The sequence below is a fragment of the Erythrobacter sp. JB1-4 genome (assembly GCF_057365025.1).
In genome coordinates this window covers 2135369-2151728 of sequence record NZ_CP200292.1, presented here as the reverse complement: position 1 = coordinate 2151728, position 16360 = coordinate 2135369, and the positions used below count along the sequence as shown (strand labels likewise).

The window sequence follows — 16360 nt, the reverse complement described above, 5'->3', positions numbered from 1 at the left end:
ATCATTCTTTGGCAGTCAGTTCTTTCAGCGCAGCCTGTGCTGCGCGCAATTCACGGTTGATCTCGGTCTTGCGGGCAAAGTCCCCCTCACGGCGCAACTTCAGTTGCAGCCGCTCGACAGCTTTGCCTTGCGAAGCGATTTGGCTCAAGCGTTCAGCGTGCTTGCGCAAGGTTTCTTCCCCACGCGCCTCATGCGGCCAAAGCGAACGCAATAGTCCGGCATAGAGCCCTTCGAGGCTTGCCACTTGAGGCAGAGGTAAGCGCTGCTGCTCCGATGACACCCATTGCCCGCGCCAATGTTCGAGCGTCACGGCCTGCGCTTTGTCGACCTCGCTGCGGCGTTTGTATGCCGCCGCCGTCATGAGCTCGTCCCCATCGGGCGATTTACGAACCAGCTCGAAGACTATTGGGTGCGGAATAGCTTTATCTATGTGAGCAAGCACACGGTCGTCGACCCTATCACTGCGAAGGGTAAGGCGAAAAACCTCAATCTCTTCAACGCCCCCGGCGGCAGGCAAGTTCACGCTGCGCTCAAACAGTTTGAACGCCCAGTCAATGCGCTCCACCTGCGCGTCGTAAAGCGAACGGATGGTTTTCCCGCCGCCAGCGCTTCGGAAAAGGCGATCCTTGGGGACGCGGCTTTCAACCCTGGCTGCGGCCGGCCATGCGAACAAAGTGCTCATGAAGCGCCGTTGCGAACGACAAGGAAGGCAATCAGTTCGAAGTCGTCAATACCTGCGACCTCACCCACAAGCGCGGTGGTGGGCCCGGTGTTGAAGAGGCTATCAATATCGCGCCCTTCCTTCACCTCAATCATGGAGCGCACGGCATCGCTCAGGAGATCAGAGTATTTCTCCATTCTGCGCCCGTCGTCTGTTTCTTCGTTAAACGGCTGGTAGAGAGCGGGATCGGGTTCGGCGCGATTACGAGCGGCGGCGCGAAGCATATCGAGCGCGTGCTTGGGATCAGTGTGGCGAATGAGCGCTTCGCCATCGTCCTTCACATAGACCAAGTAGAATGGATGGAGGCGGTTATGCTGTTTAAGTTCCGCCTCAGCATCGAGATTGCGCAAGCAGAAAATGACGCCGGGAGGTAGCTTAGGGCCAGCCGGGACGATTGCGTGCATCCCGAGCGGGGCATCATCGAGGCTGCCGTTGTCTCGAACCCAACTGACCAGATCCATGCGGAAGTCATTGAGGCCAAGATCGGTAATGCCGACGCCTTGCCGCAAATCCTCCAGGTCGACGACTTCTTCCTGCATCTTCCGCAGCTGCTCTCGGCGGTATTCAACATCGTTCTCGCGCGCAGTGAGCGGGTTGTCATCGCCTGTCGCAGTAAGGTCGGCAATGACCATGCGCCCTTCGACGCGATCCTTCAGATTGATGTAGTCATCCAGCTCGATGTCAGGCCAATAGCTGACCAGCTGGATACAGTCGTTCTTGCTTCCGATACGGTCAACGCGGCCAAAGCGCTGAATGATCCTAACCGGGTTCCAATGGATGTCATAGTTCACCACCATATCGCAGTCCTGAAGGTTCTGACCCTCAGAAATACAATCTGTCGCAATCAGAATATCGATCTCGCGCGCCTCGTCCTTAAGTCGATCAATCTGCGCTTTCTTCTTTGAAAGCGGCGAAAAGAGCGTCAGCACAGCGTTGAAATCAAAGCCATGGCCAAGAGTGGTCTTCGGGCCGCTAGAGCCCGTTACCAAAGCTGAATGCCGTCCATCCGCATCTGAAATAAGTTGAGCAATCTGATCGTAAAGATACTCAGCCGTATCTGAGAATGCGGTGAAGATAAGCAGCTTGCCGTTGCCTTCGTTTATCGGCTCTTCGCGCTTACGTTGGATAAAGTCGATCAGATGCTGAAGCTTCTTATCATCTTCTGGTTTGACCATTTCCATCTCAGCCAGAAGCCCGTCGATGAGTGCAAGGTCACCTTCTAGATCGTGTCGGTACGAGAGAAGGTCCATGTCCTCCAGCGCGACACGCACTTGCCCTCGTTCGAGTTCGGTGGGGACATCATCGTTGTCGTCAGCATCCTCTATCCCATAGGCATAACCGGCGCCGGCGCCGGTTTCATATTGGGCAATTGCTTCTAGGGTCGCATGATGGGTGGCTGACAGCCTTGAAAGCGTAAGTCTGAAAGCTTCAACTGAGCTTTCCAATCGCTTGAGCAGGTTCACCCGCATGAGCGCCTTGATCGAATTTTCTCGATCAGTGCCTCTTAGTACATTGGTTTCGGTGGTCGTATCATACTGAGAGTACTTATCCTTTCGGCTCGGCTGGACATAGGTCAGAGGTGCATAAACAGCCAAGTTCAGCTTGCTCAGCTCATCATAAATCTCATTGAAAGTCGGGACACCTGATTGATCCGTGAGAGCTGGCCGAAAGGAAGCAGGCTTGAGCCTTTGAGGAAACCCGCCGATCTCTTCGGTGTCATAATAGGTGGTGATGTGGCGGCGAGACCGAGCAATTGTGACGCTATCAAGCAGGTCAAAGAATGCGAAATCCAGGCGGTCAAGAATAGCTTGAGGCGAACGTTCGTCGAGCGGAAGCTCCTCCCATTCATTGAAAGCGCGCTGCGCCTGCCTAAAGATTTCTCCGATGGTTTGGCTTGTGCCAAGCTTCTCAGCAAAAGCCTGACTGTCACCTTCGTATGCGAGCGCAAGCTGGTTTCTAAGATCAGCAAAGCGATTGTTCACTGGGGTTGCCGATAGCATCAGAACCTTGGTCTGCACTCCGGCGCGTATGACCCTGTTCAAGAGAGCTCGGTAGCGTGTTTCTGCCTCACCTTGAGCAGCGGTCGCATCGTCATTTCGAAAGTTATGAGATTCGTCGATCACAATCAGATCGTAGTTGCCCCAATTCACCTGATCGAGCGGCATGCCCATCGAATGACCCTTGGTTCTCAACAGATCGGTATGAGCGAGAACATCATAATTCAGCCGGTCTTCAGCCAAGATGTTGGTCGTGAGGTTCTTGTTGTATGTCAGCCAATTGTCGGCGATTTTCTTTGGACAGAGAACCAGCACTGACTTGTTTCGGAGCTCATAATATTTGATGACCGCCAGTGCGGTGAAGGTCTTACCCAGGCCAACGCTGTCAGCAAGTATACAACCGTTAAAGGTCTCAAGCTTGTTGATGAGACCTAGCGCTGCATCTTGCTGAAATTTGTAGAGCGTGTCCCAGACTTTCGTGTCTCGAAAGCCAGTGCGATCATTCGGCAAAAGGTCTTCATTTATGTCTTCCAAGAAGGTCCGAAAGATGACCGACAGCATCAAATGGTAGATGCGTGCGGGAGCATTTTCTGCATAGGCCTGCTCGAGCTGCCGGCAGAGCGCATCTGTCACATCTTCAAGACGATCAGGCTCAGCCCAAAGCTGATCAAAAAGGGTGCCGTAGCGAGAGACGGCAGTTTCGTTCTTCACCTTGTTGATCATTGTTAGATTACTAGGTTGGTAGCCTAGATCCGCAGTGGTGAAGCCATGAAGCCCGGTGTAGAGAGCATCCGAACTTGCTCCACTCGCGCAAAGAAAAGACGGGACTGGGTCTTTTGGGTTTGATTTGAAAGTGCCCTTTTGACGGATCCAGTCTGCGCATTGGCGCGCTAATGCGCGGGTTGTCATCTTGTTGCGCAACCTGATCTCGAATGGACTTCCAGCAAGGTCACGGCGATTCATCACAGGGGGAATGATGAATTCTCGGTGGCGGTTCTGGCTTAGGCCGCCGTCGGTAGCAAAAGACGGACCAGTGAATACAAATTTAAAGCTGTCCAGTTCGTCGAGCTGATTGTGCAATGCAGCAAAGGCATGCATTGAGAACGAAGCTGCAACAATTTTGACCACATTCTTGTCGGCCAATTCCTTTTGCAGGTCATCGCCAAATAATGTGCTGATATTGTCAAGAATTTCCATAGCTTGTCTAGAGCGTGAAAAGTGCAAATTCGCAATAGAGGCCGTTATTTCTCGATGGCGAGAGAAGCTGGCCGCTTACGTATGGCGTTCTATAAGTCAAGAGCGGGGGAGATGCGATTTCAGGTTTCCAGAAGCAATAGTACGCAAGGGTCACCTTTTGGTGTCAAGATCGTCGTTCGCGTGCGCCCCCGCGTAACACTGACACGAAAATTTTGTCGTGATCCGTCGTTGACCTCAGCACGCTCATTGCCGCGAACAATGCGATCGACATTGGCAACTATTTTGCCTTTCGCAATCCGGGGCCAGCCTTCAAAAATGATGACTTCATCGAACTGCTTGCCCTTGGCCTTGTGCATATTCATCACGACCACCCCAGTTTCTGGCTTCGAGCTTGTGGCAAAATGATCCTGCACAAAAGCTTGCTGGACAACTTCCAACGCGTTTGCGTAGCAGCCATTTTCACGCCAATCTTGAGCAAGCTCCATTCTTAGCTGCGTCCCTCTCTCTAAGAGACGGATGTTTCGAACCTCCGCGCCTATCTCTTTGAGCCGTTTACATGCGCCCTTTTCCAGTGCTGCGCGGACTGCACGCCAATCTTTGTCCGGATCACCAGTTAGCTCAATGGCGCGCGCCTCCTCGTAGACCTCGAACGTAGCCTTTAGGACACTATTGCCTGGAGGATTCGTCCCTGAAGCAATCGCTGCACACCACTTTGCATAGGCCTTCCGTAAACCAACGGCTTCCCTGAGCGCGCCCTTAGTAGGTTTGTCACCCCCCTTTCCTTGATAGTAGTTACAAAGCAGGTCGATAAAGGCGTCAGAGGAGCCCGCCCCCTGAGGCTGCAACAGGTGGGCGATGATCTCCGAACCAAGGATCGCGCCTTCCAATTCAATGACAGCACTATGTGAAATGGCCTGCATCCCAGCCGGAGGTTCACGAAACTTATCGGAGACGAGGCGCGTCATCTTCTTGGTGGGAACGAGGACAGCCAACGACCAGTCAATTCTCCCAGCATCGATCAAGCGTTTCCGAGCCTTGTAGACGCTCGTAACTAGCGCCGTCATTGCTTGGTCGGCGTAAGGTTCAAATAGGAGACAATCGACCCCTTCGTAATTCTCTTGGCCGAAATGTCCGGAGAGCACATCGTTGCCAAATTTAGCAATGTCAGTTCCCTCACTACGGTGATTGGCATCGCTGAAATCAATCTCTGTGGGATTGAAGGCATCCCGGAAATGGTCAAGCCGTTCGGGATCGGCTCCGATGAAATCGAAGATGCGCTGCTCAGGATCAGCCAAGGCAATGAGATTCGAAAAATCACCGAGCGCTCTTACGACCTCCCATTGCTCAGCATTCGTGTCCTGAAACTCATCGAGAATGATGGTGGGGTACATGGTTGCCAGGAGGCGACGTAGTCTATTGCTCCCATGGAGCAAATCACCAACGTATGGCGCAAAGAGATCAAAGCAAATGCGGCCTTCTTCAGTGGCCAGCCGCTTCCTTTCCAATTCTTCCGCGTCTTTTTTGTTCTTCTTCTCCTCAGCCGAGAGCTTATTGTCCGCGTCAAAGCCATTCCTGATGTCAGAAAGGGTGATGGCCTCGACAGGTGGGGTGAGAATATCCAAGCGGCGCGGTAAACCGATCAGGTATCCATGTGCTTTTAAGATACGCCAGAACAAAGAATGGTAGGTCTCGACCTCAATTTGTCGCTTGGCCTCCCGCGCAATGCTCTTTTCCTGCTCAATAGCTTCGACGACACGCGAGACGCTTGCGCGTGCAAAGCTCAAAAAAAGCACTTTCTGCTGAGGCTTCAGTTCACTCTCAGCAAGCAGGGCAGCCTTCAAGATCGAGATCGTTGTCTTGCCGGAGCCCGGTCCGCCAGTGACGAGCAATTGCCCATTACTGGCCAAAACCTCGAGCTGCTTCTCAGTCAGCTCCATCGGCGGCGACCCCGAGTTCGGGTTGATTATCGGCAGTAGCACCTGCTTCGTCCTCGTCAGACGCAGGCTCACAAACCTCCATCAGCTTTTTGCAAGCCTCGCGCAACCATTCTGGAATCTCGGCCTCTGTGCACTGAGCAAGGAAGTCCGCTAGTCCCCAATTGCCTTTTGCCCATGCAAAATAATCAGAGAGAGCCTTGCGTTTGTCCGCAATTGGAGCTGGGTGTTTTTGAGCCAAGTGCGGTGGCCACTCCAATGTAGCGGCGAAACGCTCAAGGGCAGCGTCCGTTGTCCCCTCAAGCACCAGGGCTTCGATCCCCTTTTTCTCATGCATCAGAAGCAGATCGACTTCAGCTTCAATAGCAGCCTGGTCGGCAGCGTCCTGTTTGTCACAGAGTGCAAAAGTACTCTTGCCGAGGTCTACAAACAGTTTGGCCATGCCGGCGATCTTAGAGTCGCTCCCAGCATTCAGAGTGCAAATGCCCAGTGCCTCCAGCGATTTATAACTAGTCGGATTCAGTTCAGCCAATCGGCGGCAGACCACGGGGAAAGCGGTAGTTTCAGTTTCGCCTTCTGCGATGAGGATACGCCGCGACAGTAGGCCTTCGCAAAACCGCGTTCGAAAATCTTGCCGGTAGGCTTTGAGCTTCAAATTTGCAGGCAAGGTAATGGACTGCCGACTTAGCTCGCCGCTTGCGTTTCGACCGAGCACGACAGTCTCATCGAGTGCAAACTCTTCCAGAACGTAAGGAGAGTGGGACGTGAAAATAGCCTGTGAAGCAAGCGACCGAATTTCGTGAACAATCCGCTTTTGGGCATAAGGAGGAATGGCCGTTTCGGGTTCTTCCATCGCGAATATGACGTTCTGTTTGTCAGCAGCTATCTGTGACAGCATAGCGAGAACCAGCATGTTGATGGTGCCAGTGCCTTGCCGATAGAAAGGTGCGGCATGATCGCCTTCTCCTGTAGCGATAAATGCTGTGATGACCTTCCGGAGATGCTCCCTCGTGAGATTTGAAACTTTGAGGTGAGGCTCAACGCCCCATTCCTTGGGAACGTATTTCTTCAGAGCCGCATTGATGCTCTCCAAAATCCCAGAAATTCCCAACTCAGGTTCTGCTGCGACAGTAAAACCTGCAAGCTTGTCGATAGTGTCCTCCCACATCTGCGGGCGGACCTCCTTGAGCCGAAGGATGATGTCTAGGAGACTGCCTCGCTCCAAGCTCAAAGCGCGGCTTCCGGTGCGTAGAGAGCGAAGGTAGAGGAAACCGCATATCTGCTTGTCCTTTTTCCGGAACTCAACAGGTGTTCTTGTCTCGTTCAAGCTGCGGGTGAAATAGGTCTTCCCCTGAAAGTCGTCTTCATCAGCGTCATACCAGCCATGGAAGGTGACGCGGAGCGCTTCGGTAATGTGGTCCGGGTCAACACCTTCGGGATTTGGGTCTTCGTAAAACTTATCTGCTTCCGCGTCCCAGAACTCCACATAGTCACCAAAGCGAGCCCTCTGGTCTTCTGAGAGGTCAGCGATAGCAACCTCGATTTCAATCCGAGGTGCTTCCGCTGGAACAGCATCGGCCGTCTCGGCAATCTCCACTGCGGCTTCGGCTGGCTCAGCGGCTTGGCTTTCCACAATCTGATCCTGGTCAGTTTCAACCTCAGGCAACTTGGCCAGGTACTTCCCCTGAAAAAAGTCATGCTCGTCGATTGGTGTAAAGCGATTAAAGCGGTCTGGGCCAAGGGCCAGATCCAAAGCCTCTAGAATGCTGGTCTTGCCCGTGTTGTTGTCGCCAATGAGGACGCCATGTCTGGGCAACAGAAATGTTGCGGACTTGATACCTCGAAAATGGCTGATATCGATCCGGCACGCTCTCATGGGCATTCCCTCAAGAAAATAATGGTGTAGTAGAATTCAAATACCAGCACGTTTCGAGATTTGGCAGCTTCCGAAGCTAGGCGGTTTCGCAGATTAGAACTGAGGGGCTTGATTGCTGGGATTCCCGATACTTATAGCGACACCCTACCTCACAAGACCGGCAATAGTAAGATCGAATAGATATTAAAACTGACGACGCAACCACAATATTCGTTTGATATTCTTTGTTGGCCTCAATTCTGAAGCCCTAATTTCTTGAAGGTGAGGTGTTCAAATTTTAGAAGTCAAGGCGAAGCAGTGGGCGCTTGGCCGCAAATAATGAAAACTGCCATTCAATCGTGTAGAAGTCGGCCATGACTGCCAAACTTACAACAACAAAAATGACCGAGGCAGAGCTTGAAGCCCATGCAAATGAGGCTCTTAAGGTCGCCGTCCCTTGGCTCGATCGTAAGGCAATCCGGCATCAGCTCACCTTTTCGTTTAAGCTTGGCCACAAGTCTGTAGAGATCAACGGCACCAAGGCCTCGAGCCGCCAAGGCCGCGTCGATATGCTGATTGAACGAGGAGATGAGCGCATCGCAATCCTTGAGCTTAAGCGGCCTGGTGCAAGTCTTACCGCTGATGATGTTGAGCAGGGCCTTTCATACGCACGAGTGCTTCATCCAAGCCCCCCTCTCGTTATTGTCTCGAACGGCAGCGAAACGCGCTGCTATGCGTCTCATTGTGGCCGACTTTTGAACGCGGGCGAGCGAGATGAGGCTGCCTTCTCCAATTTGATTAGTAACGCGCTGAAAGTGGCCGAATCTGATCTGAAGAGCGCGATAGAGACGCTGATGGGTCCAAGCTCAGACGTCTGGATGGCAGCGGTGCGGGCTGCAAGTAGGGAGAGCCTCGAGGCGCTTTCGGGCGACTGGGATGATCATTTCGCAACTTTTACCAACGGCTTCCATATTCCACGCAAGGCTACAGCACTGGTTCGAAAGGCGTTGCGCGAGAGTAGGCGTGTCGTCGCGATCGAAGGGGAGCCACTCACGGGGAAGTCACACGTAGCTGGTGAACTAGCTCTCGTCACTTGCAATGAGACCGATATGGCAATCTTGTTCGTTGAAGCCTCGGGCAATGCCGCGGTCGGCATCGCAGATGAGATTGCCCGCATTTTGAGTTCGGCTTTGGGCTGGCGGATATCCTCCGAAGAAGCACGGAATTGGCTGCAGTCCATTGGTAATGCAGGTGGCCCGCAGTTGGTCATTGTAGTCGATGGCCTTGGACTTGAGCATGACGCGATTCGCCAAGAACTCCAGGCACTAACCTCCCAGTCGAGCGGACAGTGCCTGAAGTTTGTGATTGAAGCCGATACGGCGGTGATCGATCGCTTGTGGATGGGGGAAACGCGCCGCAAGCCAACCGTCTTCGCTAGACGGGGAACGCGCGTCTCGGTCGAAAACCTCGACGATCAGGAGTTCGATCAGGCTCGGCGTGTAATGTATGAAAATGGCGCCGAGTTCATGCATGGTGCGGATCGAGCCGAGGAATATCGTCAGCCATGGCTTCTCCAGTCTATGGTTGCGGGCGTGGCGACAGCACCCGACAGGCCAGACAATTCGACTGCAATATTGCCACCACTGCTAAGCCTAGGGATTTTTGATTATACCCGCGAGCGTTTCGTCCTGGATCCTTTGATTGAGCAAGCAGCAACCTTCGCTCGCACAGTCATCGAGGATTATCAACGCAATGACCGCAGCCCCGATCTTCGGCTACGCGCACTACATAGTTTTCTTGTGCGAAAGAAAGTGCTGCGCGAATACGCCGAGGAAGAGGACCTAAGAGCGATGGCCCAGTCTGGCCTGCTTGGTTCGACCCTCGATAGCAGTAATCGCGCGCTCTTGGTCGGGCGCATGCCCGAGTTGATAGCCTCGGAAGTAGCAAGAGAGATAGCAGCTGAGCTCGGCACGCGTATCGACGCAGACAAAGATAAAGAAGCAGCTCAGTGGTTCGTTCGGGTCTGCACCGATTTACCAATGGGTGATGTGATCGGGGCGCAGGCGCTGATCGAAACCGCACAGGCAAGGTCCGGTTTGCCGCTTCCCTTCATAAATCACCTTCTCGATCGGCGGCCCAGCATCCGCCCCCTCAAAGCGGGAACGAAAGCGATGCTATGGGTGCCCGAGATCGGCAGCCTCGAAATGACCGTTCGTGGCGATGGTAGCGCATTTTTGAAGGCGCGTGGTTCACCGCATCGGCTGGAATTGCCCGCTGAGGAGATCAGCGTTACTTATGGCGATCTCGATGCTTGGCTAATGCTATCGCATCTCGCCTCAGTCCCGATCGGTGCATATTCGGTCGATGAAGATCGTGTGGTCGGTCTGTTTGACGCAGCCGTGCTGGGTTTGGTCGGCACCAGCCCGATCCCGCTAAGGCGTGTGGTCATTGATCCGGATCGCTCGGGCATGCACCTACATGACGCTCCCGACGGCGCGAGCCTGGTATGCAGCAAAGAAGGCATTATCGAGCCCATCACCTGGTCGATCTTCCGGTTCCTCGATCGCCATGGTGAAGACGCCGATAGCTGGCTTGTGGAAGCCTGCGAGCAGGGGTCAGCAGCACTACTCAGCCGTATCCTAATAGCGCTTACGCAGCTCGGGTTGCTAGAATCCCAACCCTCTAAGGCAAAATGGGCACGTGACTTGCGCGACGAGCTGGTCCGGCCGGCGTTCGATCTCTCGATGGCATGAAGCCCTTGAACGCGGATTGAATACGGCCTTACTGAGCAAAAGCGGCAAGAGCTTCGTTTCTTAGGATGCAGTAGAACGAGCGACTAATTTTCTTCTATCTTGCCTTTGCAAGACCTTCTTACTGGAGTTGAAGCCAAGCTTGAAAGCCGCTCAAATCCCCCGATCAAGCGACTTACTCTTAATCCGCTCCACTTCCTGACCCGCATTCTTCTCGCTTGCAGCCTCCCGCGAGACATCTCCGCCCTTCGTTGCCGCCGCTTTAAGGTGCGATGTTACCTCGAGCGCTGAGGCATTTTCACCTCTGTTTCGAGCCACGGCTGCAGTCAGACTTTGGGTGTTGTCCAAGACCAAGGTGAGATGATCGCGCAGGCGAGTTACGGTCACCAAGAACGTCTTTTGATTTGAAAGATTGCGCTCTTGGCTGTCCATAATGGCAATTCCGCGATCTGAGGTGAGCCCCTGCGCCATATGAGCGTTTAGCGCATAGGCCAGATCCATGCGCTTAAGCATAGGATCGTCTTTTCCGAGCGTCACTTCCTCGCCCTTAGAGGTCTCGACTGTGACCTTGCCTTTATCGATCGCAATCACTTTTGCCCGGTCGGCGTTGAAAAGCCCACGATTGTGATCATTGCGCGTCCACCGAATTCTATCGCCCGCGTGGATTGGGAGCTTTCGGTCTTTGAAGAGAGCCAGGCTGTCATTGGCCTTGTCTGCCCTTAGCCGCGCAGGATCAAAGCTGAATGTCTTTCCGCGCGCATTTTGGAGCGTGACCTTCTTGCGCTTCGGATCGCTGCCTAAGACGCGATATTGTCCCGGCATAAGGCCAAGTGTCTTCTGCCGTCTGGAAACCTCAAGAATGCGGCCTGCCTGATAGGCGCCAAGATGGCGCAGCTCTTCATGAGTGGTGTTCACACGGTCGAGCACCGTCAACTGAGCTTTCCCGGGCCCGATCTGGCCGCTTACAAGAAGACCTGTTTGTACCGCGTCATTGACGGCAGAACGAATGCGACGTCCCGAGGCATAGATCGATGTGCGCTCTCGATCTTCTGGCTTTAGCGAAAGCCACTGCTCGGCAGCCACAATCGCGCCATCGCCCTTCGCCTCGATCGTATGGGGTTTGAGCTTAGTTAGAGCTGCTCGCACATCGCCTTTCTGCGCAGCGGCCTGAGCCTCGCGAACAACAGGATCGCGTACGCGAAGGTTGGTGGTCATATTGGCCTGTGCGATGCCGGCCTTTTGCAAGAGCGCGAATGGCTTGCCCGCATCGACAGCGCCAAGCTGTTTGCGGTCGCCCATAAGCACTAGCCGATGGACACCGGCCAGATTGGCGAGCTTGACGAGCTTTTCCTTGTCGCTGTTCGCAACCATGGAAGCCTCGTCGAGGATCAGAACGCTTCCTTCGAGCGCTTGCACTGGCTTCAGCTTTAAGAGTGTGACTGGAGGGATCATCAAGGAGAGGCTTCCAGCCGCCTAGGAAGCGGGCAAGCGTCTGCGATTTGATACCCGTATCGCGCTCCAGCATCTGCACGAGGGTGTTCTGGATCGCGAGGCCGATGACGGGTCGTCCTTCTTCACCGAGTACTTTCGCGACCGGCCCCAGCACACTGCTTTTGCCAGCGCCCGCCACACCTTGGATCGCGACAGTTCGATCCGATGAAGTCAGGATCAGACGTGCGGCGGACAGCTGCCCCTGGTTCAGTCTAAACCCGTGTCCTATCTCGGCTGAGGCCTGGACACGGGTCTCAGCCTCCTCAGCACCCAGATCGGGCTTAACTTCTCCTTTTCCTGTTTCAACCGCGGCGATGATCCGTTGCTCGGTCTCAATCGCTTCGCGTGAAGCGAGCCAGCCCTGATGCTCGCCGCGTCCTGCGACAAGATGTCCAGAATTGATAAGCGCGCGGGTTCGCGTTTCCACTGCTCCGATCGTTGTTGGTAGGCCAAAATCGAGAGCCGCCTTGTAGAGCGCTTCGCGTTCAAATGCGGCCTCGCGCTGCGACAAATGCCGCACGGCTGAGGCAACCGCCTGCGCGGCGGCAATCGTCTGCTTGTCCTTTTTAAGCACCGAGGCGGGCACCAAAGGATCTTCTATTTCCCCTCGAACATGGCTCGCAAACTTGGCAAGCCAAGCGCGGCCCCATTCAACCAGAGATGCAAATCCTGAAAGCGGATTCTCAGGCATCATAGAGCGCAATCGCGCGTGCCCTACTAAGGGATCTAGATCGAGCCCAATAAACTGCGCTGTCTCATGCCACGTGCCGCCAAGCGTATCACGATCCTCAATCGGTGCTTCCCGATTCGCGTGCTAAATCGTGTTCCGCTAGGTTTGCGTAGTTTGGCGTGGCAGAAGGGAAGTTGCTATGTTCTCAGTGAAATCGTCTGTTGGTTTAACGTGAAGCCGCGATGTGATTACTGGGTCGGTATTGATACCGGCCATCAAAGCTCGGCCATCTGCATAGTGGATTATCAGGGGCAACGTCTGCTCGAATGCATGAAGGCGTCCGATCCAGGTGCGATCCATGATGTCCTCCGAGTCTTCGGCGTTGAAAGGGCACAGCGAATAGTAATGGAAGCTGGTGTTGGGGCCCACATAGTGCGGTTCTTGAGAGAGCGTGGGATGCCTGTACATGTTATCGACACGAGGACTGCTAGAAGCTTCCTAGCCGTTCGCAAGAACAAGACTGACAAGAATGACGCCCGCGGACTTGCTGAGTTTGCGCTTGTCGGGAACAAGATTGGAACAGAAAGCTACGTAAAGCCGCTCCAGCATCAGGAGATTCAGGCGCAGCTCAACATGCGCAAGAGTTTAATCATAAGTCAGATTAGAACGGATGCATCCATTAGATCCATCTTGCGCCTCTATGGCATGTCGTTGGCAACAACGAGGACCCCAGGCAATGTTGAAGAGAGAGTCGGGCGTTTGCTCGCTCACAATTGTAGGCCTCGTGAGAAGCCAGACTTTGAATTAGCACCACTTGTTGAAACTGCAGACCACTTGCGCCGACAGGTGGCGATCGTTGATAAAAAATTACGTCGTCTGGCTTCCAGTATTGAACCGTGCAGGTCCTTTCAAACGATGCCCGGCATCGGAGTTTTGACCGCGCTTTCTTTCTACTCAACGGTCTGTGATCCATGGCGCTTTGTCCGCAATCGAGATGTGGGGCCATATCTGGGTTTGACCCCTACCTTGTACCAATCGGGTAAGACGACGCAGTTGGGACGAGTTGGTCGTTTTGGCAATAAGATGACCCGGTCTAATCTTGCGATGGCAGCGACGGTCATGCTCACCAAGTCTGCGGACGAGAATAGCATTCGAAACTGGGGCAAGGCGCTAGAAAAGAGAATTGGTTTCACCAAGGCTCGTATCGCTGTAGCTCGTCGAATGGCCGTGACCCTGTTAAGCATGTGGAAGACCGGCCAAGCCTTTGAGCCATTTCATAAGACAAATGAGATCCTCCGCTTGGAGGAGGCGGGGTTGGACTCAGATCCTACACCTGAGACGTTGATCTCGCTCTAGGAAGGTGAGCCAGCCCCGTTCGGAAATCTTAAGCCTCAGAAAAAATTTATGACCTTTCGAGTGTGTAGCGAGCAGAATTAACGCAGCCGGAAATCCATCCGGGAACTTGATGTAGCCTTCAAGGCTGGGAAGGCCCATAAATTCATCGGGAAGAAGCAGCGGGACAACCTGCCGACGCGGGCTCAGACTGACCGCATCGCGAGCGTTGTTGTAGCCATAGCTATAGCCCTCTTCCATCTCGCGAACCTCGCGGTGACCGATAATATCGGAGCACCATGTGGCGGTCTCTCGGTCAGCGGTGGCAAGGATCAGCTTGGTCCTGGCAAGCGAGGACAAGGTCATCGCCATGTTCTCTCCATAGACCTCTTTGAGCTTGGCGAAGGTGTGGACACCGGTGACGATTGCACCGCCAAAGTTGCGCGCGGTTTGAAGGCCCTTTTCAAGCGAAGGCATGCGATGAAGCGCGCCCAATTCATCGATCAAAAACCAGAGTTTCAGATCTCGCGTGCGGCGTCCGGTCATCAGAGTGTTGATTGCTGTGTCGAGCCAAAGCGTCAGCAATTGCGAGAGCACGCTCATATCCACATAGCGCGCTGACAAGAACAGGAAGGAGCCCGGCTTGCCTTCGCCATTGACCCATTGCCGAACCGAAAAGGCTTTGCCTGACTCAGGCAACATTTGCATCGCTTTGGCGTTCACATTGAAGACCGCGCGCACCGATTCCGCCATGCGAGCTGCAGCCGGCGTGCTGATCGGTCCAGCCATCGTATCCTCAACCAAGCGGTGCAGATCGGACAGATCTGCATTCATCAGTTCATCGGCAAGCGCCGTGTTGGTGCCGCGCCCAGCCTCCTTCAATTTGATGCAGGTTTCGACAAAGAGCGTGCGCGCGGCGAGCACCCAGAATTGTTCGGGGCCGCCGCCATCATGGGGCACAAGCGACTCTGCAGCTGAATGAAACTCCGCGCGCGAAGTGCAATCATAAAAGACGCTCCAGCTTGGGCAGCGCGCGTCCAATGGGTTCAAAATGATATCGCATGCAGGGTCAAAGAAGGTCTCGATAAAGGCGCCGGTCAGATCAAAAATGACTGCGCGTTCGCCTCTCTTTCTGATCTCAGAAAGAAGCTCGAAGAGGGCCACAGTCTTACCTGTACCGGTGGTTCCGACCAGCATGGTGTGGCTTTGCTCTTTGCGCCAAGGCCAGCTTACGCCCGCCAGATGCGCGGGGCTATAGAGCCCGGCCGAAGCGAGCGCGCTGCTGCCTGCAAGCCGCCACTTCCAACCCAGATTTTGCCCGTATTCGCGTGCGCGCTCGCTCCGATTGTAATCGTCGATTTCGCGTTCCAGTTCCGCCAGACTGGCAAGCGATGCGCCGCGCACATGCTTCCTTTGTTTCGAGCGCCAACCGAAGTGTTCGGCCACCCACCAAAAGGCGATGAAGGCGGGTAAAAGCACCCAAACCGATGTGACGAGCGCGGCTTTCACAGCTGCCTCAAAAGCAGTCATCGCCTCCTTCATCGGCGGGTAGTCTGTGACCACGCCAATCGGGAATGCGACAAGGCTTCCGTCCGCCAAGGTGAGGTTCACAAGCTTATCAGGATCGAACTCCATAAAGGCATAGAAGGAGGAGTAGATATGCATCCAAACTAGGTAGGTTTGGTGGTCAGTGAGGCTGCTTATGACCTCCCAATAGATCAGTCCTAGAATGACCAGCACGGTGATGATGAGAGGGCCTTTAAGGCCCGCTGCAAACATAAAACCAAAGTGGCCAAGCAGCTGGCTTCCGCGAGTGAAGTTGACGAGGTTATGCTTCATCGCTGCCCCCTTGTGGGCGCGGCGCAACAAGCCCCAAACGCTCCAAGCGACGTTGGTAGGCTGCGACCGTCTGCTCACGTAAATCGGGCACAGCATGGTGCGTGAGCAGCGCATCCAACGCGACGGTGATGAAGATATTCTGGCGCACCGGATCACTCGCCGGTGTCTTTAGATCGGTCTCGGTATCGCGCTGCCACGCATCGAAGATGCAATCGCCAATGACGATGCTTGTGCTAACCCGACGCTCGTCAGCCTGGGACCTAATCCACTCGGCGATGAGAGGTGTAACGTAGGTTTGAAGACGAATGTCTCTATACATGAATCCAAGTTCCTTTTCACGAAAGGACCTGGCTCACCCTGCGGAAGGCGAGAGCCACTCTAAGTCGGTCACAAGGGTGTAGGAAAGCAGGATTTTCTCGAAGCTTTTCAGCTGACTATCGAAATCCGACACGAATCAACTCAGCCAAATCCTCGACCGAGTTGCTCCTCACTCAGAAGTTCCACTTCGAGAAAGTGACTTCTAATCCACTGCAATTTCTATGCTTTTGAGCTCTTCCCTTGCAGCACCCGCTGC

At 54.2% G+C, this 16360-nt stretch carries 8 protein-coding genes and 2 pseudogenes; 2 read left to right on the top strand and 8 right to left on the bottom strand.

Annotated elements, in window-relative coordinates; translation table 11 throughout:
• Position 1: 1 nt before the first annotated feature.
• The 4 genes from AC0V61_RS10035 to AC0V61_RS10020 form a co-directional block, all read right to left on the bottom strand.
• On the bottom strand, positions 2-682 hold the full coding sequence (locus tag AC0V61_RS10035) for a DUF4391 domain-containing protein (RefSeq protein WP_486157144.1): 681 nt from the start codon (positions 680-682) through the stop codon (positions 2-4).
• On the bottom strand, positions 679-3915 hold the full coding sequence (locus AC0V61_RS10030; protein WP_486157142.1) for a helicase-related protein: 3237 nt from the start codon (positions 3913-3915) through the stop codon (positions 679-681). The genes AC0V61_RS10035 and AC0V61_RS10030 overlap by 4 nt, the downstream gene beginning before the upstream one ends.
• Before the next feature lie 119 nt (positions 3916-4034).
• Positions 4035-5852 carry a UvrD-helicase domain-containing protein gene (locus AC0V61_RS10025; RefSeq protein WP_486157140.1) on the bottom strand — a complete coding sequence of 606 codons (1818 nt, stop codon included), beginning with the start codon at positions 5850-5852 and terminating at the stop codon, positions 4035-4037.
• A complete protein-coding gene (locus AC0V61_RS10020) occupies positions 5839-7725 on the bottom strand; it encodes an ATP-dependent nuclease (RefSeq protein ID WP_486157138.1) in 1887 nt (628 codons plus the stop codon). Before AC0V61_RS10020 ends, AC0V61_RS10025 begins: the two co-directional genes overlap by 14 nt.
• A 353-nt stretch (positions 7726-8078) precedes the next feature.
• Between AC0V61_RS10020 and AC0V61_RS10015 the strand changes: the two genes are divergently transcribed.
• The gene (locus AC0V61_RS10015) at positions 8079-10457 is read left to right on the top strand and encodes an ATP-binding protein (protein WP_486157136.1); all 2379 of its coding nucleotides are present in this window, start codon (positions 8079-8081) and stop codon (positions 10455-10457) included.
• A gap of 150 nt (positions 10458-10607) precedes the next feature.
• Here the strand turns inward: AC0V61_RS10015 and AC0V61_RS10010 are convergent, their stop codons facing one another.
• Entirely contained in the window at positions 10608-11906 is a 1299-nt protein-coding gene (locus tag AC0V61_RS10010; protein ID WP_486157134.1) for an AAA family ATPase, read from the bottom strand.
• Between the two features lie 43 nt (positions 11907-11949).
• Positions 11950-12636, bottom strand: a pseudogene (locus tag AC0V61_RS10005) (AAA family ATPase); the annotation flags it as partial.
• 66 nt (positions 12637-12702) lie between these two features.
• On the opposite strand from AC0V61_RS10005, the gene AC0V61_RS10000 reads away from it, so the two are divergent.
• Positions 12703-13971, top strand: a complete 1269-nt coding sequence (locus tag AC0V61_RS10000) for an IS110 family RNA-guided transposase (protein WP_486157132.1) — start codon at positions 12703-12705, stop codon at positions 13969-13971.
• Positions 13972-14040: 69 nt separating this feature from the next.
• Here AC0V61_RS10000 and AC0V61_RS09995 read toward each other — a convergent pair.
• A pseudogene (locus AC0V61_RS09995) lies at positions 14041-15786 on the bottom strand (type IV secretion system DNA-binding domain-containing protein); the annotation flags it as partial.
• Positions 15776-16105 (bottom strand): hypothetical protein, encoded by a 330-nt coding sequence (locus AC0V61_RS09990; RefSeq protein ID WP_486157130.1) that lies wholly within the window; start codon positions 16103-16105, stop codon positions 15776-15778. The pseudogene AC0V61_RS09995 and the gene AC0V61_RS09990, both read right to left, overlap by 11 nt.
• Between the last annotated feature and the right edge of the window lie 255 nt (positions 16106-16360).

What these genes read in the sequence shown, in the direction of transcription:
- AC0V61_RS10035 (WP_486157144.1), bottom strand. Translation starts at nt 682, where the DNA reads ATGAGCACTTTGTTCGCATGGCCGGCCGCAGCCAGGGTTGAAAGCCGC.
- AC0V61_RS10030 (WP_486157142.1), bottom strand. Translation starts at nt 3,915, where the DNA reads ATGGAAATTCTTGACAATATCAGCACATTATTTGGCGATGACCTGCAA.
- AC0V61_RS10025 (WP_486157140.1), bottom strand. Translation starts at nt 5,852, where the DNA reads ATGGAGCTGACTGAGAAGCAGCTCGAGGTTTTGGCCAGTAATGGGCAA.
- AC0V61_RS10020 (WP_486157138.1), bottom strand. Translation starts at nt 7,725, where the DNA reads ATGAGAGCGTGCCGGATCGATATCAGCCATTTTCGAGGTATCAAGTCC.
- AC0V61_RS10015 (WP_486157136.1), top strand. Translation starts at nt 8,079, where the DNA reads ATGACTGCCAAACTTACAACAACAAAAATGACCGAGGCAGAGCTTGAA.
- AC0V61_RS10010 (WP_486157134.1), bottom strand. Translation starts at nt 11,906, where the DNA reads ATGATCCCTCCAGTCACACTCTTAAAGCTGAAGCCAGTGCAAGCGCTC.
- AC0V61_RS10000 (WP_486157132.1), top strand. Translation starts at nt 12,703, where the DNA reads ATGCCACGTGCCGCCAAGCGTATCACGATCCTCAATCGGTGCTTCCCG.
- AC0V61_RS09990 (WP_486157130.1), bottom strand. Translation starts at nt 16,105, where the DNA reads ATGTATAGAGACATTCGTCTTCAAACCTACGTTACACCTCTCATCGCC.